General features: G+C 30.9%; 32 protein-coding genes and 2 pseudogenes. 6 read left to right on the forward strand and 28 right to left on the reverse strand.

Features of this window, described 5'->3' with window-relative positions:
* Window positions 1–3 precede the first annotated feature (3 nt).
* The 23 genes from CLCOS_RS22275 to CLCOS_RS22290 all read right to left on the reverse strand — a co-directional run bounded on the left by CLCOS_RS22275 (window position 4) and on the right by CLCOS_RS22290 (window position 13744).
* Window positions 4–576 (reverse strand): hypothetical protein, encoded by a 573-nt coding sequence (locus CLCOS_RS22275; RefSeq protein WP_063600477.1) that lies wholly within the window; start codon window positions 574–576, stop codon window positions 4–6.
* Between the two features lie 14 nt (window positions 577–590).
* Window positions 591–1787, reverse strand: a complete 1197-nt coding sequence (locus tag CLCOS_RS04090; RefSeq protein ID WP_242866891.1) for a phage major capsid protein — start codon at window positions 1785–1787, stop codon at window positions 591–593.
* Between the two features lies 1 nt (window position 1788).
* Window positions 1789–2532, reverse strand: coding sequence for a head maturation protease, ClpP-related (locus tag CLCOS_RS04095; protein WP_063600478.1), 744 nt, complete (start codon window positions 2530–2532; stop codon window positions 1789–1791).
* Window positions 2532–3680 carry a phage portal protein gene (locus CLCOS_RS04100; protein ID WP_063600479.1) on the reverse strand — a complete coding sequence of 383 codons (1149 nt, stop codon included), beginning with the start codon at window positions 3678–3680 and terminating at the stop codon, window positions 2532–2534. The genes CLCOS_RS04095 and CLCOS_RS04100 overlap by 1 nt, the downstream gene beginning before the upstream one ends.
* A gap of 122 nt (window positions 3681–3802) precedes the next feature.
* Entirely contained in the window at window positions 3803–5464 is a 1662-nt protein-coding gene (locus tag CLCOS_RS04105; RefSeq protein ID WP_153042905.1) for a terminase TerL endonuclease subunit, read from the reverse strand.
* Entirely contained in the window at window positions 5454–5762 is a 309-nt protein-coding gene (locus tag CLCOS_RS04110) for a P27 family phage terminase small subunit (RefSeq protein WP_063600481.1), read from the reverse strand. Before CLCOS_RS04110 ends, CLCOS_RS04105 begins: the two co-directional genes overlap by 11 nt.
* Before the next feature lie 109 nt (window positions 5763–5871).
* The gene (locus tag CLCOS_RS04115; protein WP_063600482.1) at window positions 5872–6054 is read right to left on the reverse strand and encodes a hypothetical protein; all 183 of its coding nucleotides are present in this window, start codon (window positions 6052–6054) and stop codon (window positions 5872–5874) included.
* Between the two features lie 4 nt (window positions 6055–6058).
* A complete protein-coding gene (locus tag CLCOS_RS04120) occupies window positions 6059–6379 on the reverse strand; it encodes an HNH endonuclease (protein WP_063600483.1) in 321 nt (106 codons plus the stop codon).
* 173 nt (window positions 6380–6552) lie between these two features.
* Complete coding sequence (locus tag CLCOS_RS04125; RefSeq protein WP_063600484.1) at window positions 6553–7002, reverse strand: hypothetical protein; 450 nt, start codon at window positions 7000–7002, stop codon at window positions 6553–6555.
* 27 nt (window positions 7003–7029) lie between these two features.
* Window positions 7030–7362, reverse strand: a complete 333-nt coding sequence (locus CLCOS_RS04130) for a hypothetical protein (protein WP_063600485.1) — start codon at window positions 7360–7362, stop codon at window positions 7030–7032.
* Between the two features lie 17 nt (window positions 7363–7379).
* Window positions 7380–7841 (reverse strand): ASCH domain-containing protein, encoded by a 462-nt coding sequence (locus CLCOS_RS04135; RefSeq protein WP_063600486.1) that lies wholly within the window; start codon window positions 7839–7841, stop codon window positions 7380–7382.
* A gap of 99 nt (window positions 7842–7940) precedes the next feature.
* Window positions 7941–8486, reverse strand: coding sequence for a hypothetical protein (locus CLCOS_RS04140; RefSeq protein WP_063600487.1), 546 nt, complete (start codon window positions 8484–8486; stop codon window positions 7941–7943).
* A complete protein-coding gene (locus CLCOS_RS04145; protein WP_063600488.1) occupies window positions 8486–8887 on the reverse strand; it encodes a hypothetical protein in 402 nt (133 codons plus the stop codon). Before CLCOS_RS04145 ends, CLCOS_RS04140 begins: the two co-directional genes overlap by 1 nt.
* A gap of 149 nt (window positions 8888–9036) precedes the next feature.
* Window positions 9037–9180 carry a hypothetical protein gene (locus CLCOS_RS22280; protein ID WP_156496363.1) on the reverse strand — a complete coding sequence of 48 codons (144 nt, stop codon included), beginning with the start codon at window positions 9178–9180 and terminating at the stop codon, window positions 9037–9039.
* 48 nt (window positions 9181–9228) lie between these two features.
* Window positions 9229–9408 carry a hypothetical protein gene (locus CLCOS_RS04150; protein WP_063600489.1) on the reverse strand — a complete coding sequence of 60 codons (180 nt, stop codon included), beginning with the start codon at window positions 9406–9408 and terminating at the stop codon, window positions 9229–9231.
* Window positions 9386–9583: a hypothetical protein gene (locus CLCOS_RS04155; protein WP_063600490.1), complete on the reverse strand. Its 198-nt coding sequence runs from the start codon at window positions 9581–9583 to the stop codon at window positions 9386–9388. The genes CLCOS_RS04150 and CLCOS_RS04155 overlap by 23 nt, the downstream gene beginning before the upstream one ends.
* The gene (locus CLCOS_RS04160; protein WP_204524434.1) at window positions 9584–10618 is read right to left on the reverse strand and encodes a DUF3102 domain-containing protein; all 1035 of its coding nucleotides are present in this window, start codon (window positions 10616–10618) and stop codon (window positions 9584–9586) included. It lies immediately after the preceding gene.
* Between the two features lie 27 nt (window positions 10619–10645).
* Complete coding sequence (locus CLCOS_RS04165; RefSeq protein ID WP_063600491.1) at window positions 10646–11404, reverse strand: ParA family protein; 759 nt, start codon at window positions 11402–11404, stop codon at window positions 10646–10648.
* On the reverse strand, window positions 11401–11790 hold the full coding sequence (locus CLCOS_RS04170; protein ID WP_063600492.1) for a VRR-NUC domain-containing protein: 390 nt from the start codon (window positions 11788–11790) through the stop codon (window positions 11401–11403). The genes CLCOS_RS04165 and CLCOS_RS04170 overlap by 4 nt, the downstream gene beginning before the upstream one ends.
* 59 nt (window positions 11791–11849) lie before the next feature.
* Window positions 11850–12650 carry a rolling circle replication-associated protein gene (locus CLCOS_RS04175; RefSeq protein WP_242872325.1) on the reverse strand — a complete coding sequence of 267 codons (801 nt, stop codon included), beginning with the start codon at window positions 12648–12650 and terminating at the stop codon, window positions 11850–11852.
* A gap of 319 nt (window positions 12651–12969) precedes the next feature.
* On the reverse strand, window positions 12970–13287 hold the full coding sequence (locus CLCOS_RS04180; RefSeq protein ID WP_206599422.1) for a hypothetical protein: 318 nt from the start codon (window positions 13285–13287) through the stop codon (window positions 12970–12972).
* 45 nt (window positions 13288–13332) lie between these two features.
* Complete coding sequence (locus CLCOS_RS22285) at window positions 13333–13494, reverse strand: hypothetical protein (RefSeq protein ID WP_156496364.1); 162 nt, start codon at window positions 13492–13494, stop codon at window positions 13333–13335.
* Window positions 13495–13570: 76 nt separating this feature from the next.
* A complete protein-coding gene (locus tag CLCOS_RS22290) occupies window positions 13571–13744 on the reverse strand; it encodes a hypothetical protein (protein ID WP_156496365.1) in 174 nt (57 codons plus the stop codon).
* A 262-nt stretch (window positions 13745–14006) separates the two neighbouring features.
* Here CLCOS_RS22290 and CLCOS_RS04185 point away from each other — a divergent pair, with 262 nt between their 5' ends.
* From CLCOS_RS04185 to CLCOS_RS04200, 4 genes and pseudogenes are all read left to right on the forward strand, one after another.
* Window positions 14007–14570: a helix-turn-helix domain-containing protein gene (locus tag CLCOS_RS04185; RefSeq protein WP_082853502.1), complete on the forward strand. Its 564-nt coding sequence runs from the start codon at window positions 14007–14009 to the stop codon at window positions 14568–14570.
* A gap of 33 nt (window positions 14571–14603) precedes the next feature.
* Complete coding sequence (locus tag CLCOS_RS04190) at window positions 14604–15185, forward strand: Uma2 family endonuclease (protein ID WP_063600495.1); 582 nt, start codon at window positions 14604–14606, stop codon at window positions 15183–15185.
* A 95-nt stretch (window positions 15186–15280) separates the two neighbouring features.
* On the forward strand, window positions 15281–16825 hold the full coding sequence (locus CLCOS_RS04195; RefSeq protein WP_063600496.1) for a recombinase family protein: 1545 nt from the start codon (window positions 15281–15283) through the stop codon (window positions 16823–16825).
* Window positions 16804–17058: pseudogene (locus tag CLCOS_RS04200) on the forward strand (FAD-dependent oxidoreductase); the annotation flags it as partial. The gene CLCOS_RS04195 and the pseudogene CLCOS_RS04200, both read left to right, overlap by 22 nt.
* A gap of 119 nt (window positions 17059–17177) precedes the next feature.
* Here the strand turns inward: CLCOS_RS04200 and CLCOS_RS04205 are convergent.
* The 4 genes from CLCOS_RS04205 to CLCOS_RS22295 form a co-directional block, all read right to left on the reverse strand.
* A complete protein-coding gene (locus CLCOS_RS04205; RefSeq protein ID WP_013238510.1) occupies window positions 17178–17900 on the reverse strand; it encodes a hypothetical protein in 723 nt (240 codons plus the stop codon).
* 15 nt (window positions 17901–17915) lie between these two features.
* Window positions 17916–18416, reverse strand: coding sequence for a siphovirus Gp157 family protein (locus CLCOS_RS04210; protein ID WP_013238509.1), 501 nt, complete (start codon window positions 18414–18416; stop codon window positions 17916–17918).
* Window positions 18417–18433: 17 nt separating this feature from the next.
* The gene (locus CLCOS_RS22935) at window positions 18434–18559 is read right to left on the reverse strand and encodes a hypothetical protein (RefSeq protein ID WP_013238508.1); all 126 of its coding nucleotides are present in this window, start codon (window positions 18557–18559) and stop codon (window positions 18434–18436) included.
* An 82-nt stretch (window positions 18560–18641) separates the two neighbouring features.
* Window positions 18642–18815, reverse strand: a complete 174-nt coding sequence (locus CLCOS_RS22295) for a hypothetical protein (protein WP_013238507.1) — start codon at window positions 18813–18815, stop codon at window positions 18642–18644.
* 168 nt (window positions 18816–18983) lie between these two features.
* Here CLCOS_RS22295 and CLCOS_RS04215 point away from each other — a divergent pair, with 168 nt between their 5' ends.
* A complete protein-coding gene (locus CLCOS_RS04215) occupies window positions 18984–20606 on the forward strand; it encodes a recombinase family protein (RefSeq protein ID WP_013238506.1) in 1623 nt (540 codons plus the stop codon).
* A gap of 21 nt (window positions 20607–20627) precedes the next feature.
* A pseudogene (locus CLCOS_RS04220) lies at window positions 20628–21659 on the forward strand (FAD-dependent oxidoreductase); the annotation flags it as partial.
* Window positions 21660–21945: 286 nt separating this feature from the next.
* On the opposite strand, the gene CLCOS_RS04225 reads toward CLCOS_RS04220, so the two are convergent.
* Complete coding sequence (locus CLCOS_RS04225; protein WP_013238504.1) at window positions 21946–23094, reverse strand: methyl-accepting chemotaxis protein; 1149 nt, start codon at window positions 23092–23094, stop codon at window positions 21946–21948.
* Between the last annotated feature and the right edge of the window lie 244 nt (window positions 23095–23338).

Below are 23338 nucleotides of genomic sequence, written 5' to 3' on the forward strand. Positions count from 1 at the left end.
CCATCACCCCACTGTTACATCTGTTTTTCCTGCTCGAATTGCCTTATTATTTTCATCTACTTCAACTATTAAAATTTCATCACCTGAAGTAACTTCAATTTCAGAACTTCCATCCCATATTAAATATCCATTTACAAAATTACATATATCAAAATAGCCAGGGGGAGTAAGCTCTGCACCCAATTTGTATACATAGCTGTCGCCATCATCAAGTCCAGGTGATACAATTATCTTTGTGTGTCCCGCCATTGTTCCTGCTATAGAGACAGTCATCAACTTTTGGGGTTCTTTAAGCTGGTACTGCAGGTGCAAATCAAGAAGCTCACTTTCAAAGTTCTTTTCAAACATTTCAAGAGCCTGGCTATTTGCATACCTGCAATAATCTAAAAGTAGAGACTTCGGCTGGTCATGTGTTATAAAATCAAGAGAAGGCACACCTGCAATATCTTGTAAACGTGCCATACCTCTACTTATGAAACCTTTTAAATTATTGTCCGTATTATCATCCTTCCAAGTTATATGAAGATATGATTTTACTTCCGATAATAATTTTTCTACCCCAATTGTATCAGCCATTTAAATCACCTCAATTAAGCCTGCTCTTTAGTTTTAACAACATTGTTTACTGATACTTGTAGTGTAGCTGGTTCAATATTACTTATATCAAGCAATATAAAAGCATTATCATCAAGTGCCCTGCCATTACCATACATCCTAGTTAAATAAACTCTTTCATCATCTAAAAACTTAAATTCATCAGAATATTCTATTTTACCGCCTCTTTCGCCTGAACCTAAGCCCATGAAATATTTATTTGCTATTCCCACAACAGCCTCATTGGCAGCAACCGCTGGAGATTGTATAACAGTAGTAGGAAACGGAAATACATCATGGCTGTAAGTTCCGTCCGCAGCTCTTACAGTTGTTGCTGGAAAAATCTTAGTAAAATAATCCGAAGGATTTACAACTAAAAGCACATTTGTAATTGGCCTTGTTTTGCCATTAGGTGCTTTAGAAAGTTGTCCCAATATAGCACCATATGAAACTGGATCAAATGCTGTTAATACTTTTGCAGTTTTCTTTGGGTATACTCCACCTGTTACAGTTACATCATCTGCAACACTTCTATCCATTCCTATAGGTTCATCCTTGCCGGTACCATCTATAATAGCTGTTTCTAGCGCAAGAGCTATAGCTTCGCTTAATGTTCCTCTTACATACGCATCTATCCATGTTGGTCCTACATTGAGCATATCTTTACTTATAGGCATATAGGCAGTTAATTTGCAAATAGTTAAATCTATTTTTCCAATAGCTCCTTCAAGTTCTTTAGTTATTGCAGAGTTTAAAGCACCCCATGCGGCTAGTTGAGAACCTTGTTTATTTACAAGCATTTTAGTCAGTATAGTAGTATTAGTAAAAGTTATTTGATCTAATAACGGATGTGATGTTGTTATATCATCTAAGATATTATCAATTATTGTCTCCGGAAAGGCTACATCAATATCAGCTATAGATTGTTTAGGATTACTAGAAGTTGCCGCATTTATAAAAACTTGATAATATTTTTCTTCTTGAGAAGTTAGTTGATGTATGCCTCTTTTAGCTAAAATATTAGAATCCTGTGTTTTCTGATACGTGTTATATTCTTCAAGTACATTCTGCTGTACAGTCTCAGCAAAATTAGTGAAAGCTTGTGTTATAGCATCAGGATCTTCGGATTTAAATGCATCCGCCAAATTTTGTTTTAATTCCTGTTGTATTAAATCTTTACTTTTCATTGCCATATTATTTCTCCTCCATTTTCTTTTTAAATATTGCCATCATTTTTTCGGCATTAGTCTTCTGTTTTGTAAATTGCTTTGGTACCTCAATTTTATTTTGCATTTGTGTAATCTGTTCCTTCAAAGATTGTTCAAACCTCTGTTGTGCTGCTGTTATCTGTGGATCTTCTTTTCCTGCTATTTCATCAGCAAGTCCATATTGGACACATTGTTCAGCATTGAGCCAGGTTTGAGCATCTAAAAGTTGATTTAATGTTGCTTCATCTAACTTATCACCAGCCTTTGTAAGATAGCTTGAACAACTTGCCTTGTCTATTACATCAACATCATTTGCCGCTTTTCTAAGTTCGTCAGCATTTCCAAACATGCCCATAGCTGCATGATGTATCATCATTAAAGTATTTGGACCCATAATAACTTTATCTCCTACCATTGCTATGACAGAAGCTATAGAACACGCAAATCCATCAACATACACTGTTTTTTGTGCCGGATGCCTCTTTAAAATATTGTAAATTCCTAATCCTTCTTTCACTTCACCGCCATAACTGTTTATATAAATATTAATGTTAGTTATGTTGTCGCCTGCCTGTTCAAGCTGATCTTTTATATAATTAGCAGACGTTTCACTTTGTATAGTTTCACCAGTCCACCAATCCACACCATCACTCTGCACATAGTCATAAATATAAAGTTCCAATGTATTTGGTTCAGCTGCTTGTTTTATTAAAAAAATTGGTTTTGACATCATTTATCACCTCCTTCAATTGTATTTACATCTTGATAATTTTTAGTTATCCAATGCCTTTTACTCCAATCTGTATTCAAAGGTGTATCACCTGCTTTTATTCTCAAGTCATCTATAGAATAACCTCCACTAGCAATAAGCTTGTCAAAAGCCTCACTTATATTAAATATATCTATGTGGCGAATACATGTTGTATCTACTTTTATATAGGACCCATTTATAAAAGCTTGTTTTCCATATCTTTTACGGGTGGCTTCCTCACCTATAATTGTTACTAGAGGATCTATACAGAAGCTTAAAAAATTATCTGTAATCTTTTCTATATCCGCTATATCTCCTCTTAATAAAGATGGTGGTATTCTAAAGGCTTGTGCTATCCTGTCAAAAGCTTCTTTGGTTATATTTTGGATATCTGTTATTTCGGATGTACTTTTCTTAGCTGAGGTATCCTGTTGCTCCGCATATTCCATACCACTATACAAATGTATAACTGCATTTTCAGCTTCAAAGTATTCTTTAAACTGATTTTTAAATAAATCATCAACTTTCTTTTGAAATTCTTTATCTCCATTAGCTGGTTTGTTTAAATGAACAATTCCCTTTCTGCCACCACTGCGTTTATATTTGCCCTCTGCCATATTATTTAGTTCTTCATAGCCATTCACCAAGTCAGTTAATAATGTACGTATATTGGTATCATTCAGCCTAAAATACATAACCTCAGACATCTTAAAGGTTCTGCTAAAATTCATTGTCTTCACAGATACATCTGTAAAATAATTTTCTACTACTGCATATTCAACTTGATTGAAACTATCTGCTACAAGCAGCTGACCATTTACATCTATAACCAAAGCTTCACCATAAAAAAGCAAATTAGATATAAGTCTTTGTGAAAACTGTGTAGAACTTTCATTTAAATTTGGTTCTATATTCCACAGATAATATTCATCACCTTTTACTTCTTTACCGTTTAAAAAGGTTTTAAATTCACATTTGCTTACAGCATTTGCAATAAAATTAATGGCCATTACAATTCCAAACCTTTCTATGTTTAGTTTATTGCTCTGTTCTATAGCCTTTTGTGTAACATAAATTTCGTCTTTGTCAGGTCCAAAGAAACGTTTAGTCCACTCCCAAAACCCCAATCTATCAATCACCTTCTTTCAATGCAAAATAAAAAAGTCTTATTTCTAAGACTTAACTTCACTTTAAATTTTTTATATTTTTAAGTTTGGTGACACCTCTTTCCTTCATTTCACCCTCTTTCTTAATAAGTATAAACTCCTATATCGAAATCGACCTCTTCCCCGCTATCTTCAAGTCCAACTCCACCAGCACACATTGCAGCTATAAAAGCCATAAATCCATCTGTTTTCCTCGACTTAGGTTCTATCTTACCATAAGTCATATTGTCATACTTTTCAGGATGTTTACATGTGTTATTTGTATACCAACGCATCAAAGGATTATCACCATATACAATATTATGATTTACAAACAAGCTGTTTATAGTTGGAGCAACTAACATCTGGTTACTTGGCCTTGTGAGTTTTATATTATTTGCTCCCTGTTTGTCTGTATCAAATCCAACTTCTCTAAGAGCTTTAGCAAGTAGTGTATATCTGTAATTATCCATACCTAGAGTAGTTATATTATATTTTTGTCCCTGTTCTGAAAGCCATTCCGCAGGAATTGAGGGTGCTATTTCTACATCGTTTATAAAAGTAAGTAGTTTCCCACCTTTTTCAGTTTCCCATTCTTCAAGCGGTGCTTTTATTCTTCCAAGGTCATTACATTTTTTACACACCCAAGTATGAGTAATCCAATAATATTTACCTTTGTATTTGAATAGCAACCCCGCTACAACAAAATCTGTAGTATACGCATAGTCAATTCCAGCGATACAAGTACATCCTGTAAGGTCTGGAATAGGTTGATTAGTAGCTAAAATATTATCCCATGAAGTAACTTCAACATCCTTATTTCCTTTAGGAATATTCATTCTTTTTGTCATAAAAGAGCTATTACTAATAGGGTCTTCTGTATAATCAATATATTCCTTTTTTATTTCTCTAAATAACTCTTCCCTATAGTGCAAAGTAGGATTTGCCTTATCCCACATTTTAGGGTTATCAACTTCTTTTTCATCATCAAGCCTACATATAAATGGCAATAAACCATTATCACCATTTCGTTCATTTAGAATTCTAAGCGCACGAGCTTTTATATTATCAAGTGGTCCACCTCTAACATCACCATCTGTAGTAGTTATTGTAGTTCGTGGGTTTTTCTTTTTACCAAGGCCAGTTTTAAAAACATTAATAGTTTTATAATCTTCATATTGGTGATATTCATCAAAATCAATTTTGCCTGGTCTTCCACCATCTTTTGTTTTAGCATTAGAAGTTCTAAACCTTAGTTTAGATTTTGTTCTCAGATTCTGTATATATTCTTTGTTCCAGTAAAAGTGTTTTTTTAATTTTCTTTCATTATCTTCAAGAACGTTATATACATCATCAAAAGAAGTCTTGGCCTGATCCTCTGCATTGGCACAAATATCAATGTCATAATTTTTAATTTTGTTATATTCAGATATCAAGCAAAAATCTTCAAAAGATAAGTATCCATTTTTGCCAGAACCCCTTCCAACATAAATGAATAAATCTGGCCATCTTAAAATACCTGGCTTTGAGTAAGTACAATTATGGAGAGTAAAGCAAAATACTTCCCATTCATATAAATCAAATGGAAAGTATTTCTGTAAACTTAAATATTTATGGAGAAGATCTTCATCAACAAAGAGATTTTCTTCTTCAAAACATTTTTCAACATAATCGCATAACTGAAACTGTTCTTTACATATTGCTATTGTTCCACTTCGAACTAAGTCAATATAATTTTGTATTTCTGGTATAAGTTTAGAGTTCATCCTCATCATCACTTACAACATTTTCTGTAGTCAGTTCCAGCTCTTTTAGAATTGCTAATTTTTGTTTATTGTAAAGTACTGCGTTTTTGACGGAGGGATTATCTTTTTCATATTCTTTGCCAGATGCAGAAATAGTTTCATAGGTATATCCTCGCTTTTTCACATCCTTTTGCATTAATTTTTCCTGATTAAAATACCAAATATAATCATCAATTAACCCTAAAAAATGCTCTACATTTGCACTTTTATCTTCAAGCTGTTTTATTAAAGATTCCTTGATTTTCTTAGCACTAGCCATACTTTTTATCCCTCCCTTTAAATGTAAATTTATGTCATATATAGGCCAATTTTTCTTCACGCGCGCGAGGCAGACATCTTGTCGTCCCTATATCCCGTTCTCCCAAAGCTCAAGATTTTTCCATTTTTTTGACCGGGGGGTGTGTTGTTTTGTCTCTGCCACTTGCTAAATCTATTCCAACATAGCCTATAAGAATTAAATGTCCCCCACATTTCTTACACATTCTTCTATGATTTGAAACTCTTACAATCTCTTGGCTGGCACATTCTAAACATTCATATAGCATATCCATATAATCACCATCTTTCTTTATTCAATTGAGGTTTTCGTTTACGATAAAATTTTTCTGGATGTTCTTCATCATGGCAACTATTACACAATGAAGTTAAATTACTTAATGTTAACGCAAGCTCTGGATGTTTCTTCAAATGTTCCTTATGATGTACACATTGAGCTTCACTATACAATCCTTTAGCTTTACACTTCTGACACTCATTGTTATCTCTCTCTAATGCTTTAATCCTTACACATTTCCAAAGTTTAGAATTATAAAAAGCTTTTATATTATGTTGCCTTATTAAAGCATTAATCCATTTTACTAACTGTACTGTGTCCATTTAGTTTTCCTCTTTATATTTTTTAATTAAAGTACATGACAACAAATAATTAAGCATAAGAAAAGCACCTAGCTTTTAACTAAGTGCTCTACAAATCTCTGTATAAATGAATTTCTACTATACTTAGTATACTACTTTAAATGGCTTCATTACTGCACACTTTTCAAAAACTTTTATATTCTTAGTCCTCTTTTTTCTGCAAACAACTTTCTTGCTTCTCTTAGCCAGTTATATATCCATCTTTCACTGGCGGGAATATATAACTCTGCTTCATGTACTCTAGTATGTATATCACCTCTTTTTAACTCCTTGTCCACATCTTTAAAATAAACAAGCTTTATAGCTTGTACAATAGCTCTGCCCTGAGTTTTAATTCTAAGTTCTGAAATGGTAAGCTCCACAGCTTCCATATCTCTAATTTCTGCTAGCTTCTTGTTAACTGCTTTTTCCGCTCTCATTATTGCGGCTTCTGTTGGACAGCTTACTCCGCTACCCTTTTGTTTCCTCTGATACTCTTCTAATGCTTCATCATATATTTTTTTCTTGTATTTATCTGCCGACATACTCTGTTTAGCATAAAACCTAAATGCAGCAGTTGCGTAATCTCTAATATGATTTTTCATATTGTCACCTCTAGCATTACGATTTTGTTATTTAAAAATATCCTGCATCTTTATACCCGCTTTTTCAAATAACTTTTGATAATATACACCTATACTATTTTTAGGGAAAGAATGTCCATGTATATATGCCGCTATTATCATTCTTATGCCAAGTTCTATTTCACTATATGCTTTACCTGGCTTATGCATTGTATAAGTAATAACTTTAAAAATATAATCTATCTTTCTTTTAGTTATTCCAAAAATTGTACACATCGGAAACAACTCAGGATATTTCTTTAAAAACAATAAATCTTGTTTTGTAAAATTTCTTTTGATATTTAATTTTAAATACTTTTTATTCTTAACACTTTTGTTCATGATAATTGCCCCTAAATTTAATGCCTCTCATTTAAATCACCTTCATATTCCCATAAACTTAATTTTCCCTTTGCAGGTATTGGATTTTTAAGTAATTCAACTCTATCTAAAATCCAAGCATATCTACCTGGAGTAAAATCTCCAAGCTCTAATTCATTTCCCGTTATTGCTTTACCATTTTCAAGAGTTGCTTTAATGACTTTTAATGAAGTATCTGAAAACCAATCTTTCATTTTTATACAATCAATAAGCTCACATTTTGCAATAATTAAACCTGTTGGAAGATTCTTTTCTGTGCATCCATGATTTTTTAAAGTCGATTTAATTGGTTCTCTTAAACATGATTTTTTATCAATACTTTTACCAGCATGAATTAATAATGGTCCACGATATTTACTTTTCCATGATCTAGTTTCAATTTTCTTTTTACCCAGGGCTATCAGCGTAGCCCAAGGTTGTCTTATAGTTAATGTTTTCACTTTTTTCAACACCTCCTGGACGTAAACTATTTGTTTTACGATATAAAAAATACCGCAAAATTCATTTCTGAATAATACGGTATTCTAATAAAATAAAATTTAGCAATTATTACGAGTCCAATTGCCCTTTCTATCATCTATATAATATGGTAATTTTATTTCATCTAATAACTGACCTAAGAGCATAGATTTTTCATGATTCAAGAAATTATTATTAGCTGTAAAATTTAGTGAACATCTTTGATTATCAACTTTAGTATAAAAACAATAAACGCCATCATTTCGTCTGTCCATGCCTAATACAGCTTCTGCTCCTGTTTTTAGTTGTCTTTCACTAAAAACTGGTTTCACAACAATTTCCCTTTTTAAAAAATCGTACTGTCCACCATCTTTAGCAAACCACTCAATCCATTTGTTAATAATTCTAACAATATACCTTCTAGCATAAAATGGAGAACTTACGTCATAATTTGATTGCTCCTCAAATAATTCTTTTGCATAGGCTAATGATAAATGATACTTTTTACCTAAACTTTCTTCAATGCTATTAATATGTTCACAATAGTCATTAATAAATTCATATATAGTATTTATCATATGAAAATTTTCACTTGCTATGCTTGACTCATTATATGACATATTCATTAAATTAGTAAGCTTAGATTTAAAAAGTTTTTTTCACCCAATATATTTCTACGTCTTTGCTCGTTCATTATCCACTTATGCTGAATTATATCATTTAATAATATTGCCAAAGACTTACTTGTCTCATCAGCATTTTTATCAAAAGAAGTTAATATAGGTAAGATGCCATTAGCCGTAATATAAACATGTAACAATTCATGAGAAAAAATGTAATCTGAATATGATTCTGGAGTAATATATATTTTAAAATTGCCCTTACCATCATGAATATATTGAGCTGTAGCATTACCAATACGCGGCTTTTCCATTATTACATGTAACCTTTCTGAATCTAAATTCTTTATCGTTTCTTCATATAACTTCAAAACTTCATCACTTAAATTTTCTTTATGTAATTCCATTTATTAAACACCTCACATGTAAATTTTATACACAAGAAAATTATAACATATTTTGATATGCTAATATCTATCATTTGCTTAATACCGTATTATTCAATTTTCAAAGAACAATTTTGTCTAACTAATTCACAAAAATATCATTTTGCATATTAAATATTATCTTCTACAGTTTTGAAATTTCTTCCACAATTATTACAGATAACGATTCCATCATCCGTCCAAAATTCTAAGTCTTTCTTTTCTCCACAAAATGGACAACATTCTATTTCTAAAATATCAACTTCTTTTGCCATTTATAACTCCTCCCACTGAAATTTATTTCATTTATTAAAACAAAACCTTTAGGATCTATTCTCTTTATAGAGTGCCACCGCTTCTGGCATTGTTTTTATTCCATATTTTTTTATCTTTTCAAAAGTCTTATTTGCTTTTACTTTATCAGTTAAAAATTCATGTATATGGTTATAAATTAACTTTCTTAATGTATTTAGCTGCCTTTCATTTAATTCCTTCTTTTTCAAATAGACCACTCTCCTTTATTTTTGCAATTATTTCACATGAATCTAACAATAAGTTATCTCTTATACCTCCATCAAATTTAGTTACCATTTTCATATACATTGCATAATCTATTAAATCATTAAAAGTTTTTATTAGCTTTTGCATAAGCTCCTCTTTGTTAATTTCTTTACTCATTCAAAAGCCCTCTTTCATCTTAGCCACAATATCACAAACCGCTTCTTTATATTTTTCTTTAGCTTTATCATCTCGTATTTCCGATAAAGTATTAATTAATGCTTCAAATGTCTTAGTAAACTCTTTAAAGTATATTGAGAATTTAATCGCTGGTTCATTAGTAGAAACTCTTGCTCTAAGATCTTCAAGTTCCTTTTCAACTTCTTCAGGAACTTTTTCAACGGATGCAACTACTTCGATTGGCTTTTCATTTAATTCCTTTTTAAGTTCATCTATTTCTTTCAAAGCATCTTGAAATTTATTTTGAGTTTCTTCTAAAGACAATTGAAGTCTTTCAATTTCATCATTATCATTGCTAGATTGAGCTTCTAATAATTTTTCTTTACTCTCTTTAATGTAAATTCTAAGGTTTTCAATTTCTACTTCTTTATTAGTCAATGTCTCCTTATTGCGAACTTTTTCCTTTGATGCTTCTTCTTGAAGCATTTTTAACTTATTCTCTAATTTATGATTTTCTTTTATAAGTTTTTGAAGCTCTCTCGTTGACATATTCTCTACATCATTTTTTTCTATAAATCCTTCTCTTTCATCTTCTGGTATTTCTAGTAGAGCTATTGCCTGAGAATAGCTTAAATTGGCAAACGCTTGCGACTTTGAATTATCACCAATAAGTGTAATCTGATCCGCTCCATATTCTTGAAATATTCTCATGAGGTTATTTGCAGTTCTCTGAGAATAATCCACCGATTCTTTTAGCCATTTTCCCCACTCTCCATGAGCCAACATTTGTTTTGCTTCAACCAACCGTCTCCCAATTTCTATACTATTGTATAAGACCATTTTTCTGGTCTTCTCTTTTATATTGTTAATTTCTGCTGCTATTAATGTTACATCTCTATTTATAGGTATATCCTCTATAGAAACTTGGTCCACTTTAGGTTGATTTATTTTATCAATACTTTTAGGCTCTTTAACATCTTCTTTTCCTTTGGATTTATCACTAAGTAAATCAGCCATGTTAAACTTTTTACTCAATTCCCTTTTCCTCCTCTCTGGTTATTTTTAATCACATTCCAGATACTCATTTACTAAAGACAAATAATCTTTTGCCGCAGTACTATTTTTCGCATATTCTTGCAACGATTGACCTGTAAAAGTTGTTTCATCTACTTTTACCGTATTCCTTATAATGGTTTTAAACATAGGATAATTTCCATTATTCCTTATCCATTCCGCTCCCTGCATATTAACTTTATTTTTCCTAAACATAGTTATAAAGCATCCTTTAAATTGTAGATGTTCATTAAATTCCTTAACCTCTTCTATCTGTTCGGTAAGCTGCTCCAACCCATCAAATGCAAACTTGTCCACCTTTATCGGTACTAATACATCATCACTAGCAACAAGGGCATTAATAATACTCATATTTATATCCGGAGCATTATCTATAACGCAATAATCATATTTGTATTCAATTTTCTTTAAAGCTCTTTTTAACCTTGTTTGCTGTGGTCTGGACACATCCATCAATACTTCTTTATTCGCCCTTAATAAAGTCATATTTGCTTGTATCACATCCAACCCGCTATACTTTGTATTTTTTATTACTCTTTCTATATCAAAATCTTTTATTGTAAGTACTTCAGATATACCTGGTTCATCATAATCATGCACGTTAAAAAACTTGCTTGTATTGCCCTGTTTATCATTATCTATAATCAAAACACTATTCCCTTTTGACGCTAATATACACGCTATATTTATAGAGCTTATAGTTTTACCCACTCCACCCTTTAAATTTATTAAAGATATTACTTTCATATCATTTCACCTTCTCCCAAATAATCTAATATTTCTTTTGAAGCTTCTTCCCATCCCTTACAAACTATTGCATAATATCCTTGGGCATTTAAAGATTTAAGCCAACAATCTTGATTCTTTGTAGTTCCATTTCCTTTTTTCTTTTTAAGCTCTATATACAGTCCATGAAAGCCATTACGTGCAACTGGCAAACTAATATCTGGCACACCTGACTTCACGCCCTCCAGCTTTAACCTTTTTGCCGTGGTAATATTTCGCTTTCCTCCATTAGGGATATGATGCATAAGTGCTAATTCTGGATATTTTCCTTCTTCATATGCTGCCCACCTAAATAAACATATTTGTTCTACACTTTCACTTGCTACTGGTAATTCATTTTTCCTCATAACGTTCTCCTTTCATGTTGATAAGCTGTGTATAACCTGTTAACATCTTGTGTATATTTTCATTCTAGTTTTATCATTTTTAAATATATAGACCACCCTGTTATGTCGTTATATACCGCTTTTAATGAGTAGTCATTATTTGCTAGTTTCCACCCCGGATATTTTTTCTCCCAATAGTAGCTATCAGGTATACTTTTACATATTTTCTCAATCTCTCTTCTTCTATATTTATGGTCATTGTTTCTATACCATGGTTTTTTAAGATTATGAGATGAAGTCCACCTTTTCTTGCTACAAGGCCTTTTGGTTAGATATCTACATAATGCAGAAACACCATTTTCATCCGGTTGCAATCTGTCCACATTTATAAAACCTATGCTTTCACCTTTCTTTTCACCTTTTTTTCTTCTCCTGCTCCAGAGGTCTTCTATTGTATCTCTATTAAGACCGCCATTTATAATAATATGATGATGTATTCTTATCGGCTTTTCTCCATTTTCTTCTGTGTTATACTCGGTTACAAGTATATACTCCAATGGTATTAGTCCTTCTTTTTCTCTTCTGTAATTAATTCGGCGTAAGTAATTTGTCACTTCTCTCTCAGCATCTTCTAATGTCTCTGGTAAGAATTCATCTTTATATGTCGCAGTAACATGATAATCTCCTAAACCAAAATTAGAATTTACTAATTGTGTGAAATATCTTCTTGAATTTTTATCATTTAGATTTTTTTGTTTGGGAGCACTTTCTTTCCTTTTCTTAGACCTCTTACCCTTACTTATTTCTTTTTGCATTTTTGAATATGGAAATATATCTACTTCCATATATTTATCACCACAATATATCTTTTTTTCTCTCATGAAAGTCATCATGTCTTTTTTCTCCCTTCTGTCAGGAGTATATAGCTTATAACAATCCTACTCTTTTATATATTTCTATATAAAACTAGTATTTATTATCTAGTTATTATTACTTTTAAATATATATAATTAAATAGTATCGTTAAAACATTAATACCCAATACAAGCTGTAAAAAGATTGATTTATTCTATATTTTATTGACCTCCATCGCTTTATTTTGATATAATGTGAATAAGGATTTTCTTAAAGCGATGAACTTTTAGTAAACGCTTTACATTTATCTTAGTGGGATATATGTAAAGCGTTTTACTATTGCCTTTATAGTTTATAAAAACCATATATAGTATTTTTATCCTCCTGCTGTAAGCACCTTTTAAATGCAATAGCACATCTTTCTGTAATTGCTATTACCTCATTGTAGCTAGGCTTTTTACCAAAGCTTTTAAAATTAAATGCTATATCATCAGCTACCATTTTTTCAATTTCCTTAAGCTCTGCATCAGATAAAGCTTGTCCTATTCTTCTTTCTAAAAGTTTCTTAAACATACTTTTTCCCATGTTTAAATTACCTCTCTTATATTTATTGGTACTAATTTTTAGCTTGCTGCATAGGATATATTGGATAAGTATTTGCATTTTACTAAAAATAGTTTTTTATAAAAGGCTTTTCAGCCTTGGTAATCATTTTGCATCCTTAAGTTCACCATTTTTTAGGTCTTCAATACATTTAAGTATTTTATCCCTATTCAAGTCACAAACTAGTTTTGTAAATCTTCTCTTTGCCGCTGGAATCTCTTCTGGGTTTAAAACCACTATTTTTAGTCTTTCCCTCTCCTTTTTCATAAATAAGCCTCCATAAAAGTACTACTATTATGTTATTCAAGTTAATAACTTTTGGTTACTTTTAACTGTATTTTTCCTATGCCATACATTTTCTTGGCCTATCTAAATTTCTTCTTGCAAACTCAAAGCCTTCCTTAAAAGCTGCCATGTATTTAGCCATTTCTTCTTGCTCTTGAACCGTTAAATCTTTTAAAAATTCAACCATTTCATCAACCGCTGGCTTTTCTTCTCTTCTTAATATAGCTTCCATAATTTTTCCTCCTTACTTTTTATTAATTTTCTTATATCAATATTTCTACTCTCTAGCTGAAAACCACTTGAAGGATTGTGGTTGCTTTTGAGTTATATAGATGTGGTTTTATCTAATTTGAATTATTATCTCTTTCTATCGGATTAACCATATTATAATATAGATTATCTATTTTTGTCAATATATTTTCATGTTTTTATATAGACAATCCGATTTTTTTATTTTATAATTGAATCAACAGTTAATGGTAGGAGGAATTAAAATGGTTAAGAATAACGTTGGCGATATTCGCGATAGAATACGCTATTTAAGAGAAAAGATTCTTATAATAAAACAAAACGAAATGTCCTTAAGACTTGGTTTGAAACAAGGTTCCCTTTCTGATATTGAAAGAAAAAAAACCAAAAATGTTACTGATAGAGTTATAAATGATATATGTCGCGAGTTCTCCGTAAGTGAAGAGTGGCTACGATATGGTACTGGTAATCCAATTAAAGAGAGTGATACATTTTCTCTTGATGAATATGCTAAAGCAAATAAATTAACTTCACTTGAACTTGATATTATTAAAAGTTATATGGAACTTGACAATGAAACTAGGAATAAACTAATGTCGCATCTTAAAAATGCATTTACAAGACACTTTAATGATGAAACTTCCGCTGCTAAAGAATCAACCGACAATGACACCCCCACAACATCCCCTGAAGATGTAGAAAATTTTGAAGAATATAAAAAAAGAGAAGTTGAAGCCTATGCAATCGAACTAGATGCTGAATCAAAAGGGGAAATATTATCAGTTTCAGGAAAGCAAAAAGGAGCTTAAAAAATAATAAAATATTGAAAGGATGTGATATTCATGTCTCTAAATCCAATAGATAATAGAATATATACTTATGAAGATTATTTAAAATTCACAGATGATAAACCTGTAGAAATTATAGACGGGAGGATTTCAGCAATGTCACCAGCACCAAGTAGAATACATCAAATGATAGTTTCAAAGCTGTTAATAGCTATAGGAAGATATATAGAAGATAATAAAGGAGAATGTGAAGTTTATACCGCTCCCTTTGATGTAATATTAAAAAACGATGATGAAGACACTATTCATAGTAAAAATATTATTCAACCAGATATATCAGTTATATGCGATAAAAATAAACTAAATGATAAAGGCTGTGTTGGTTCTCCTGATATGATAGTTGAAGTTATATCTCCTTTCAATCCCAGCAATGATTATGTAAGAAAATTAAATTTGTATGAGCAATTTAAAGTTAGAGAATACTGGATTATAAATCCTATGGAGCAAAATATTTTAGTATATACATTAACTGATAATGGTTATAACGCTCCTAAATTATATTCTTTTAATGATAAGGTTAAAGTCAATATTTATGATAATTTAGAAATAGACTTTAATTCACTAAATCTTTTATAAACTTTCCATAAACGGACATGATGAAATGTAAAATAATTTATTTTAAAAAATGTTACAATCACATGTCCTTTAATTAATCTTTGAGGAGTGGTGTTATGCTAAGAGTAGCAATATATAGTCGTAAATCTGTAGAAACAGACACAGGCGAAAGCATAAAGAACCAGATAGCCATCTGTAAACAGTATTTTAAAAGGCAAAATGAAGAATGTAAATTTGAAATATTTGAAGATGAAGGATTCTCTGGAAGCAATATAAATAGACCTTCCTTTCAAAGAATGATGGAACTGGCTAAAATTAGACAATTTGACGTAATAGCTGTTTACAAAATAGACCGTATAGCTCGTAATATAGTAGATTTCGTAAATGTATATGATGAATTAGACAAATTAAACATTAAGCTAATAAGTATCACTGAAGGTTTTGACCCCTCTACCCCAGTTGGTAAAATGATGATGATGCTTTTAGCTTCTTTTGCCGAAATGGAAAGAATGAATATAGCACAGAGGGTAAAAGATAATATGAAGGAACTTGCCAAAATGGGTCACTGGAGTGGTGGAACTCCTCCTAAAGGATATAAGGCAAATCGTATTAAAGAAAATAGCAAAAAGATAACTCATTTAGAACTTATAGAAGATGATGCAAAGGACATAAAAGAAATATTTGAACAATATGCTCTAGGACTTTCAATGTATAAAATAAGCAAAAGTTTCAAGGCTAAAGGTAAAAATTATCCTAACAAAACTATATCAAATATATTAATAAATCCAACATATCTTAAGGCAACAAATGAATCAGTTAAATATCTAGAAAGTCAAGGGTATACTGTTTACGGTGAGCCTAATAATTGTGGCTTTTTACCTTATAATCGCAGGCCTAAATCTAATGGGAAAAAGACATGGAACAATATAGATAAATTTGTTAGTATATCAATTCATAAACCTATTATAGACCTAGAGCTATGGGTACGTGTACAAGAAAAACTAAAAGAAAAAACAATTGCCCCTCACCCACATGAAAGCAGTTATTCCTTTTTATCTGGCGGACTTATAAGGTGCAAATGTGGTGGCCATATGCTTTTAAAGCCAGGTGCTCCAAGGAAAAAAGTTCCTCAAAAATATTATTTTGTTTGTGCAAATAAGTGGAACGGTATAGGATGCCCTAGTAAACACTTAAGAGTGGATTATGCTGAAGATGATTTCCTATCTTTCTTAGAAAAATTCCTAGACAAAAATTATTTAAAGGAATATCTAAACCAATCTAATGATATTAAGGGTATAGATCAGGAAATTAAATCTATAAATAAAAAAATTAAATCAAATGACATTTTAATCAATAATTTAATTGATAAATTGGCTCTAATGTCAAACGATGCTTCAAAATTATTAATGAAAAAAATTGAAGATCTAACTCAAAACAATAATAGTCTAAAAGAATATTTATTGAAATCACAAAGGGAAAAATTATTAAATGACTTAAATAAGAATAATATAGATGTAATATATGATACTATAAAAAAAATACTCAATACTTCTAATAATGATTTAAGAAGGATTTATATTAAAAATCTAGTAAAAGAAATAATATATGATTATGATACTAATTCCTTAAATATCATCATATCAAAATTAGGTGTCATTTAAACTGGTTCGCATGTGCCGCAGCTTTATCTGCTAAAAAAGCAGGTGCTGATGTAGTTATATATGAAAAAACCGACATGGTACTTGGCCTAGGAAATGTAGGAGGAATAATGAGAAATAACGGCAGATACACTGCTGCAGAAGAAATCACTGCACTTGGAGCAGGAGATCTAATAAGCATCACAGACAGCCTTACTAGACACAAAAATTTAGATTTTCCCGGTCATAAGCATGCTCCACTTACAGTATTGCGATCTTATTAAAATTCAAATAAAAGCAACATGTCAAAAGGTCATCTTTCTAGGATGTTTTGACATGTCTATAATAAGTATCCATATGGTTTCAAGAACTCTGTTTATTTTGCCGTACTTAAAATTCGGGCACCTTTGATATTTACCTGACAATTCATACATAACATTTTTCCAAATTTTTTATTGCTATAATCTGCTACTTTTTCCGATATGATGTTTCCACACTTTTCACAGTGAAGTTCATTTTTATTTATTACGTCTTTGTTGTCTATAGTAACTGTTTTACTCTGGTCACCAGCAGCTTTTCCTAAAGAATATCTTAATCTATAATAATTATCTTGAATTTCCAACTGATTAATTTCCCTATTCTTATTGTATCCTATTGACTTAACTTGAAAATGTACCCTTGGCGACAGAGTAACTTTACCATCTTTTTCAGCAAATTCTCCCTGCTGTAAACCGATCCATATAAAAGGAGCTGTATAAAGTTCTCTTCCTATTCCAATATTAAATCCTGCCCTTTTAAAACTATCACTAGCTTGACCTTTTTCTTTTTCCGTATAACTTTCCACTCCCACATCTTGCTTTCTAATCCACTGTTTCTTTTCATCATCCCAAATATCTATATTACAAAATAGTCTTCCATTTATAAGTTCATGGGTTCTTTTCCACCCTGTCATTCCAAAGGTTTCATCAAGTATTTTCATATCAACTCTTGCATCTTTATATAAGAGCAAAACACACCCTACACCATTTGGAGTTTTCTTTAAGCTCTGTACCCTTATTTCAATTTCATCTGCTTTTAAAAGCCGTACCTCCTTATTCATATTGCTTCACCTCCTCTATCTAATACTTAAACTTGTGGATTGTTTAATTTCCACACCATCTATCTTTATTTCTTGTTTTGAGTCTTCTAATATAGCCGTTTTATCCAGTTTATATGGTTGAGGAATCTTATACCTTTGTGGAATAGCATCTTCATCTATTACATTAACAGAAGGTGGATTTTTTCTTATTGAAAGAGTAAATAGTTTACCATTTATTTTTTCTTTCTTTAATATCTTCATATGGTCAAATAAATAACTTTTTAAATTTAAGACTTTATTTTCTGTTACTTTTTTTCTATCTTGAAGTCTTTTAATTTCCTCCTCCAAACCTTTAATGTCCGTACCTTTCGATTTAATTATTTTAGCAATATTTTCAGCTTTTACATTAAATTCCTCGTTAATTGAATCTAAGGATCTTTCTATATCACTTTTGGCATTTTCTAACTCCGGATTGTCCAATAAATCTTCCAAATTTCTGTATCTCTCTGAAATCTCATATAGTTTACTCAAACTCATTCCTCCCCTACTACTTTTTAAATATATATCCATACTATTAAAGGATTTTTCTTATCTATAATATATTTTATAGTTCTAAACTCTTTTAACTGCTTATCTCTCTGTTCTATATTTTCAAATCTCATTTTAGTTTTGTTTTCCATCTTATACCTCCTCTGAAGGTACACTCACTTTTTTCATATTCTTAATTTTAGTTTGAATGGTTTTCAATATGTCTATACTTATTTATTTCTTCCATGTTTGTCTTTCTTTTAATGTTTTTATGAGTTCATCTATTTGTTCAACACGTAATTCGCTTATAAGTGCTCTTGCAAAAACTCTTGCCATTCTTGTTTCCAGTTCATCCATTATTTTAGGGTCTTTTGAATAATGCATTCTTACTTTTATTAGCTTGGCCATAAAATAACATCTCCCAGCTATTTTTTAAGCATATTTACCTACAATATTATATGCACCTCAACTTATTGTGTGATGAAAATTTTTAATTTAAAAAGGAATAAAAAGTTAATTAAGGCCATGTAATTTAATATAGGACTATATTAATTTTTGAGGATGTGATTTTAAAAAATGATAGCAGCTGTATACAGCAGAAAATCCAAGTTTACATGCAAAGGTGAGTCTATAGAAAGTCAGGTACAAATATGTAAAGAATATGCAAAGAATAATTTGAAAATAAGCAGTTTTATAATATATGAAGATGAAGGTTTTTCTGGCGGCAATACAAATAGACCTAGATTTCAAGAACTTTTAAAAGATGCTAGAAAAGAAAAATTTAATTTTTTAATATGCTACAGGTTAGACAGGATTAGTAGAAATGTTGCTGATTTTTCTACTACATTAGAATTATTACAGAAACATAATATATCTTTTGTAAGTGTAAAAGAACAATTTGATACAAGTACCCCTATGGGTAAAGCCATGGTATATATAGCTTCTGTATTTGCACAGTTAGAGCGCGAAACTATTGCAGAACGTGTTCGAGATAATATGTTAGAACTTGCAAAATCCGGACGCTGGCTGGGAGGTCAAACTCCCCTTGGTTTCAACTCTAAGAAAGTAACTTATTATAACTCTGAAATGAAACAAAAATTTATGCATAAACTTTCTCCTATACAAAAGGAATTGGATAAAGTTAAATTGATATATGGTAAATACATGGAATTTGGTTCTATATCCCTAGTTCTTAAATATCTACTTACTAATAACATAAAAGGCAAAAATGGTGGAGACTTCTCATCTATGTCAATAAATGATACTCTTAGAAATCCTGTTTATGTAAAGTCAAACGATTTAGTTTTTAAATATTTAAAAGACTTAGGTATAACTACCTGCGGCATACCTAATGGCAATGGAATCATTACATATAATAAACGCAATTCAAAATATATAACTAGAAGTACAAGTGAGTGGATTGCTGCTGTTGCCAAGCATAAAGGAATTATTGAAAGTACTACCTGGCTAGAAGTGCAATTTCAATTAGATAAAAATAAAAGGAAATCTAGTCCAAGACAGGGAACATCTAAAAAATCTTTATTATCTGGAATATTAAAATGTGCTTTGTGCGGTTCACCCATGCGTGTCTCTTATGGAAGATCTAAAAAAAGTGAAAATAAAAGAACTTACTATTATGTGTGTACAATGAAAGCCCATTCTGGAAAAACCAGATGTGTTAACCCTAATGCCAACGGTCCAAAAATTGAAAAAGCTATTGCTGAAAATATTAAAAAACTAAATATAAATAAGCTTTTAAAAGAACTACAATATCGTAAAAATGAATCAACTTCTTCTATTAAAAATAATTTTGTTGAAATGCTAAAAAGAGAAATTGAAGATAAAAGTACCCAAATGAACACATTGTTGCAACAATTATCAAATATAAATGCAGATGACTCCCCTGCTTCTGAATTTATCCTAAATAAAATAGAAAACTTAGCAAAAACAATAAAGGATTTAAATTTGAAATTAGACAAGTCTAAAAATATTGAAGAAGAAAATGTAGATCTAGATATAATAGAAAAAGCCTTAGAAAATTTCAATTCATCCTTTGCCCTAATAAAAAATGTGTCAATCAAAAGGCATATCTTAGAAAACATAATTGACAAAATCTACTGGAATGGTAATACAGGTGATATTGATGTTTACTTATGGGGAAGTGAAAAAGTACACAAGTTTCATCCTAGTATTCCCTAAATCTGCTGCAATACCATAAATCATGTTCATGCTTGGCTCTATGATGTAAATAAAATCGAACCAGCTGTTAGAAAATATATTTTAAGTAAAGGCATAAAACTAAAGCTAATATCAAGAGTAGTGGATGTAAAAATGGAAGGGACTAAAATAAAAGGCATATATACCTCAAATGGAGATTATGAAGAAGCAGATGCCTTTGTTGAGACTACAGGTTCCACAGGTCCTATGGGAAACTGTATAAAATATGGTAACGGCTGTTCCATGTGCATACTTAGATGTCCTTCCTTCGGACCTAGAATAAGCATAAGCAAATGTGCTGGAGTAGAAGATCTTCACGGCGAGAGATTAGATGGAACTTACGGAGCTTTCAGCGGTTCCTGTAAACTTGCTAAAGATACTATAGATAAAAATCTCTTACATGAAATTGAAGAAAAAGGTGCAGTAGTACTTAAAGTTCCAGAAGAAGATGTAAATATGGATAAGTTAAAGGCTAAAGTATGCCAGCAGTATGCTTTAAAAGAATTTGCACAAAATGTAATACTTTTAGATACAGGCCATGTAAAGTTAATGACATCTTATTATCCTTTAGAAAAGTTGCGTAAAATACAAGGTCTAGAAAATGTCAAATTCATAGATCCGTATTCTGGAGGTAAGGGAAATTCCATAAGATATCTTTCCATCGCACCCGTTTCTGTGGACTTAAAAGTAAATGGCATAGATAACTTATTTTGCGGTGGAGAAAAAAGTGGTCTCTTTGTAGGTCACACAGAAGCTATATGTACAGGATCTCTTGCCGGTCATAATGCCGTAAAATGTGCACTCAATATTCCTACTCTAACACTTCCAACTAATACAGCTATTGGAGATATCATAAGCTATGCAACTTCCAAAATACACACTAAAGAAGGAAGAAAAAATAGATATACTTTTGCTGGTGCAGAATTTTTTAACAGAATGAAAGAAAAAGGTCTATATTCCATAGACAGAGAAGAAATACAAAATAGAATTAAAAATACTGGTCTTTCAAATATATTTAATAAAAAATTAGTTTAATAGCTCTAAGTAGGCTTCTGAACAAAAAATAAACTTATGCTTCAAATACTTTACAACCACAAGTACGGTTAAATATACTTGTTTATTGTAAAACATTTCTACGCATAAGTTTATTTTTTTATAAGCATACAAATATTTTTCAAACATAAAATATTATATTTAAAAATGTATCCATTACATCTTTAGATCGTCTTAAAATTATATTCAATGACAAGATAATAAAAAGGGCTATAGTAAAAACTACTGTCCACCCTTTAATATCAATACTTTTATTTAAAATTCTATATTATAGTTTAAGTGAAATTTCATTTAATTTTTCTGACATAGAAGTAACTTCTTCTATACTAGCTGTGATTTCCTGTGCAGCAGCTGCCTGTTCTTGACTTGACGTTAATGAATCTTGACTCATCTTGCTAGAAGACTCAACCTTTTCCTTAATATTATCCGTTAACTTTGCAATTTTAGGCACTGTGCTTCTTGACTGTTCCGATAATTTTCTAATTTCCTGAGCAACTACTCCAAAACCTTTTCCAGCATCTCCGGCCCTAGCTGCTTCAATTGAGGCATTTAATCCAAGCATCTTAGTTTGATCTGCTATGCCCTTTATAAGTGAAGCTACACCATTTATTTCTTGTGATAAATCTGTTATTTCATTAATACTATTATTAAGATTCTGCTCATTTTCATGTATAGTAGATGCCGATGCTGCTAATTCTTCAATAGTAGAAGTTATTTGGGCAAGACTATCTTCTAAACTCCTGGACATTTCTTTCAAATTATTTGCTTCAACTTTAGGAATCATAAGACCAAAAGTTCCAATTAATTCACCTGTATCATCACTAAATAAAGGATAGCAAACTGATAAAACTGGTACACCATACATTGAATCATCATGCTCTACAGACACTGGTTTTCTAGTTTTCACAGCTTCAGCAACTGTAGTATCTTTCTTAAAATTATCTCCAACCTTTAATTGAGACAGCTTAAAATCTTTTGAATCTTGTATGCTTATAAATTTATTTAAGTCTGTAGTAAAAATAATAGCACCATCAGAAAACATTTCAGATAATATTGGTGCAAAATCATCAAATGCCTTCATTAATGGATGCTGCACTGGAAATACAGTAGAAAACACTCCTACAGTTTGTCCTTCATCATTCACTATTGGTTCCGACACAATCTTCAGTCTCATTCCATATAAAGAACGTGGGACATTTTCTATAATCATTTTATTTTGACTCATAGCTTTACCAGTTATACTATTTGAATTCAACTTTTCACCAACTTGAAATATATTTAAATCAAATTCCTTAGACGCTTTTCTCCAAGTATAAGTAGTTCCATCACTGGTTAAATATATAACACCACCTGGTATCATATCTGCTTGCGTTTGGCACATATCTTTTACATATTTTACTCCATTTATAGAAATCATATTACATTCTCCTTTTCAAAATTTAATATCATTATATATCATAATATTACATTTTTATATACTTTATTCGATACTTGTCCAATTTGTATAAAATTTTGCCTAACTCCATCCTAAATTTAATACAAAGTTACTTATATGTATTATACAGTTAAATATTTCTACTCATAAGTTTATTTTTTAGTTAAAAACTTCATAAACATATACATAATTGTAAAATTAGCTTGATACCAAATGTAAAGTGTAC

Source organism: Clostridium coskatii, from assembly GCF_001675205.1.
Taxonomy (GTDB): domain Bacteria; phylum Bacillota; class Clostridia; order Clostridiales; family Clostridiaceae; genus Clostridium_B; species Clostridium_B ljungdahlii.

Excerpts from the sequence above, each read along its gene's own strand:
- CLCOS_RS04175 (WP_242872325.1), bottom strand. The coding sequence starts at position 12,650 with ATGAGAGAAAAAAAGATATATTGTGGTGATAAATATATGGAAGTAGAT.
- CLCOS_RS04110 (WP_063600481.1), bottom strand. The coding sequence starts at position 5,762 with ATGGCTAGTGCTAAGAAAATCAAGGAATCTTTAATAAAACAGCTTGAA.
- CLCOS_RS22295 (WP_013238507.1), bottom strand. The coding sequence starts at position 18,815 with ATGGCCAAGCTAATAAAAGTAAGAATGCATTATTCAAAAGACCCTAAA.
- CLCOS_RS04095 (WP_063600478.1), bottom strand. The coding sequence starts at position 2,532 with ATGTCAAAACCAATTTTTTTAATAAAACAAGCAGCTGAACCAAATACA.
- CLCOS_RS22275 (WP_063600477.1), bottom strand. The coding sequence starts at position 576 with ATGGCTGATACAATTGGGGTAGAAAAATTATTATCGGAAGTAAAATCA.
- CLCOS_RS04115 (WP_063600482.1), bottom strand. The coding sequence starts at position 6,054 with ATGGATATGCTATATGAATGTTTAGAATGTGCCAGCCAAGAGATTGTA.
- CLCOS_RS04215 (WP_013238506.1), top strand. The coding sequence starts at position 18,984 with ATGATAGCAGCTGTATACAGCAGAAAATCCAAGTTTACATGCAAAGGT.
- CLCOS_RS04205 (WP_013238510.1), bottom strand. The coding sequence starts at position 17,900 with ATGAATAAGGAGGTACGGCTTTTAAAAGCAGATGAAATTGAAATAAGG.
- CLCOS_RS04170 (WP_063600492.1), bottom strand. The coding sequence starts at position 11,790 with ATGAGGAAAAATGAATTACCAGTAGCAAGTGAAAGTGTAGAACAAATA.
- CLCOS_RS04210 (WP_013238509.1), bottom strand. The coding sequence starts at position 18,416 with ATGAGTTTGAGTAAACTATATGAGATTTCAGAGAGATACAGAAATTTG.
- CLCOS_RS04225 (WP_013238504.1), bottom strand. The coding sequence starts at position 23,094 with ATGATTTCTATAAATGGAGTAAAATATGTAAAAGATATGTGCCAAACG.
- CLCOS_RS04195 (WP_063600496.1), top strand. The coding sequence starts at position 15,281 with ATGCTAAGAGTAGCAATATATAGTCGTAAATCTGTAGAAACAGACACA.
- CLCOS_RS22285 (WP_156496364.1), bottom strand. The coding sequence starts at position 13,494 with ATGAAAAAGGAGAGGGAAAGACTAAAAATAGTGGTTTTAAACCCAGAA.
- CLCOS_RS04165 (WP_063600491.1), bottom strand. The coding sequence starts at position 11,404 with ATGAAAGTAATATCTTTAATAAATTTAAAGGGTGGAGTGGGTAAAACT.
- CLCOS_RS04130 (WP_063600485.1), bottom strand. The coding sequence starts at position 7,362 with ATGAACAAAAGTGTTAAGAATAAAAAGTATTTAAAATTAAATATCAAA.
- CLCOS_RS04120 (WP_063600483.1), bottom strand. The coding sequence starts at position 6,379 with ATGGACACAGTACAGTTAGTAAAATGGATTAATGCTTTAATAAGGCAA.
- CLCOS_RS22280 (WP_156496363.1), bottom strand. The coding sequence starts at position 9,180 with ATGGCAAAAGAAGTTGATATTTTAGAAATAGAATGTTGTCCATTTTGT.
- CLCOS_RS04090 (WP_242866891.1), bottom strand. The coding sequence starts at position 1,787 with ATGGCAATGAAAAGTAAAGATTTAATACAACAGGAATTAAAACAAAAT.
- CLCOS_RS04125 (WP_063600484.1), bottom strand. The coding sequence starts at position 7,002 with ATGAAAAATCATATTAGAGATTACGCAACTGCTGCATTTAGGTTTTAT.
- CLCOS_RS04155 (WP_063600490.1), bottom strand. The coding sequence starts at position 9,583 with ATGAGTAAAGAAATTAACAAAGAGGAGCTTATGCAAAAGCTAATAAAA.
- CLCOS_RS22290 (WP_156496365.1), bottom strand. The coding sequence starts at position 13,744 with ATGGAAGCTATATTAAGAAGAGAAGAAAAGCCAGCGGTTGATGAAATG.
- CLCOS_RS22935 (WP_013238508.1), bottom strand. The coding sequence starts at position 18,559 with ATGGAAAACAAAACTAAAATGAGATTTGAAAATATAGAACAGAGAGAT.
- CLCOS_RS04180 (WP_206599422.1), bottom strand. The coding sequence starts at position 13,287 with ATGCAAATACTTATCCAATATATCCTATGCAGCAAGCTAAAAATTAGT.
- CLCOS_RS04190 (WP_063600495.1), top strand. The coding sequence starts at position 14,604 with ATGTCTCTAAATCCAATAGATAATAGAATATATACTTATGAAGATTAT.
- CLCOS_RS04140 (WP_063600487.1), bottom strand. The coding sequence starts at position 8,486 with ATGAATATGTCATATAATGAGTCAAGCATAGCAAGTGAAAATTTTCAT.
- CLCOS_RS04105 (WP_153042905.1), bottom strand. The coding sequence starts at position 5,464 with ATGAACTCTAAACTTATACCAGAAATACAAAATTATATTGACTTAGTT.
- CLCOS_RS04185 (WP_082853502.1), top strand. The coding sequence starts at position 14,007 with ATGGTTAAGAATAACGTTGGCGATATTCGCGATAGAATACGCTATTTA.
- CLCOS_RS04145 (WP_063600488.1), bottom strand. The coding sequence starts at position 8,887 with ATGGAATTACATAAAGAAAATTTAAGTGATGAAGTTTTGAAGTTATAT.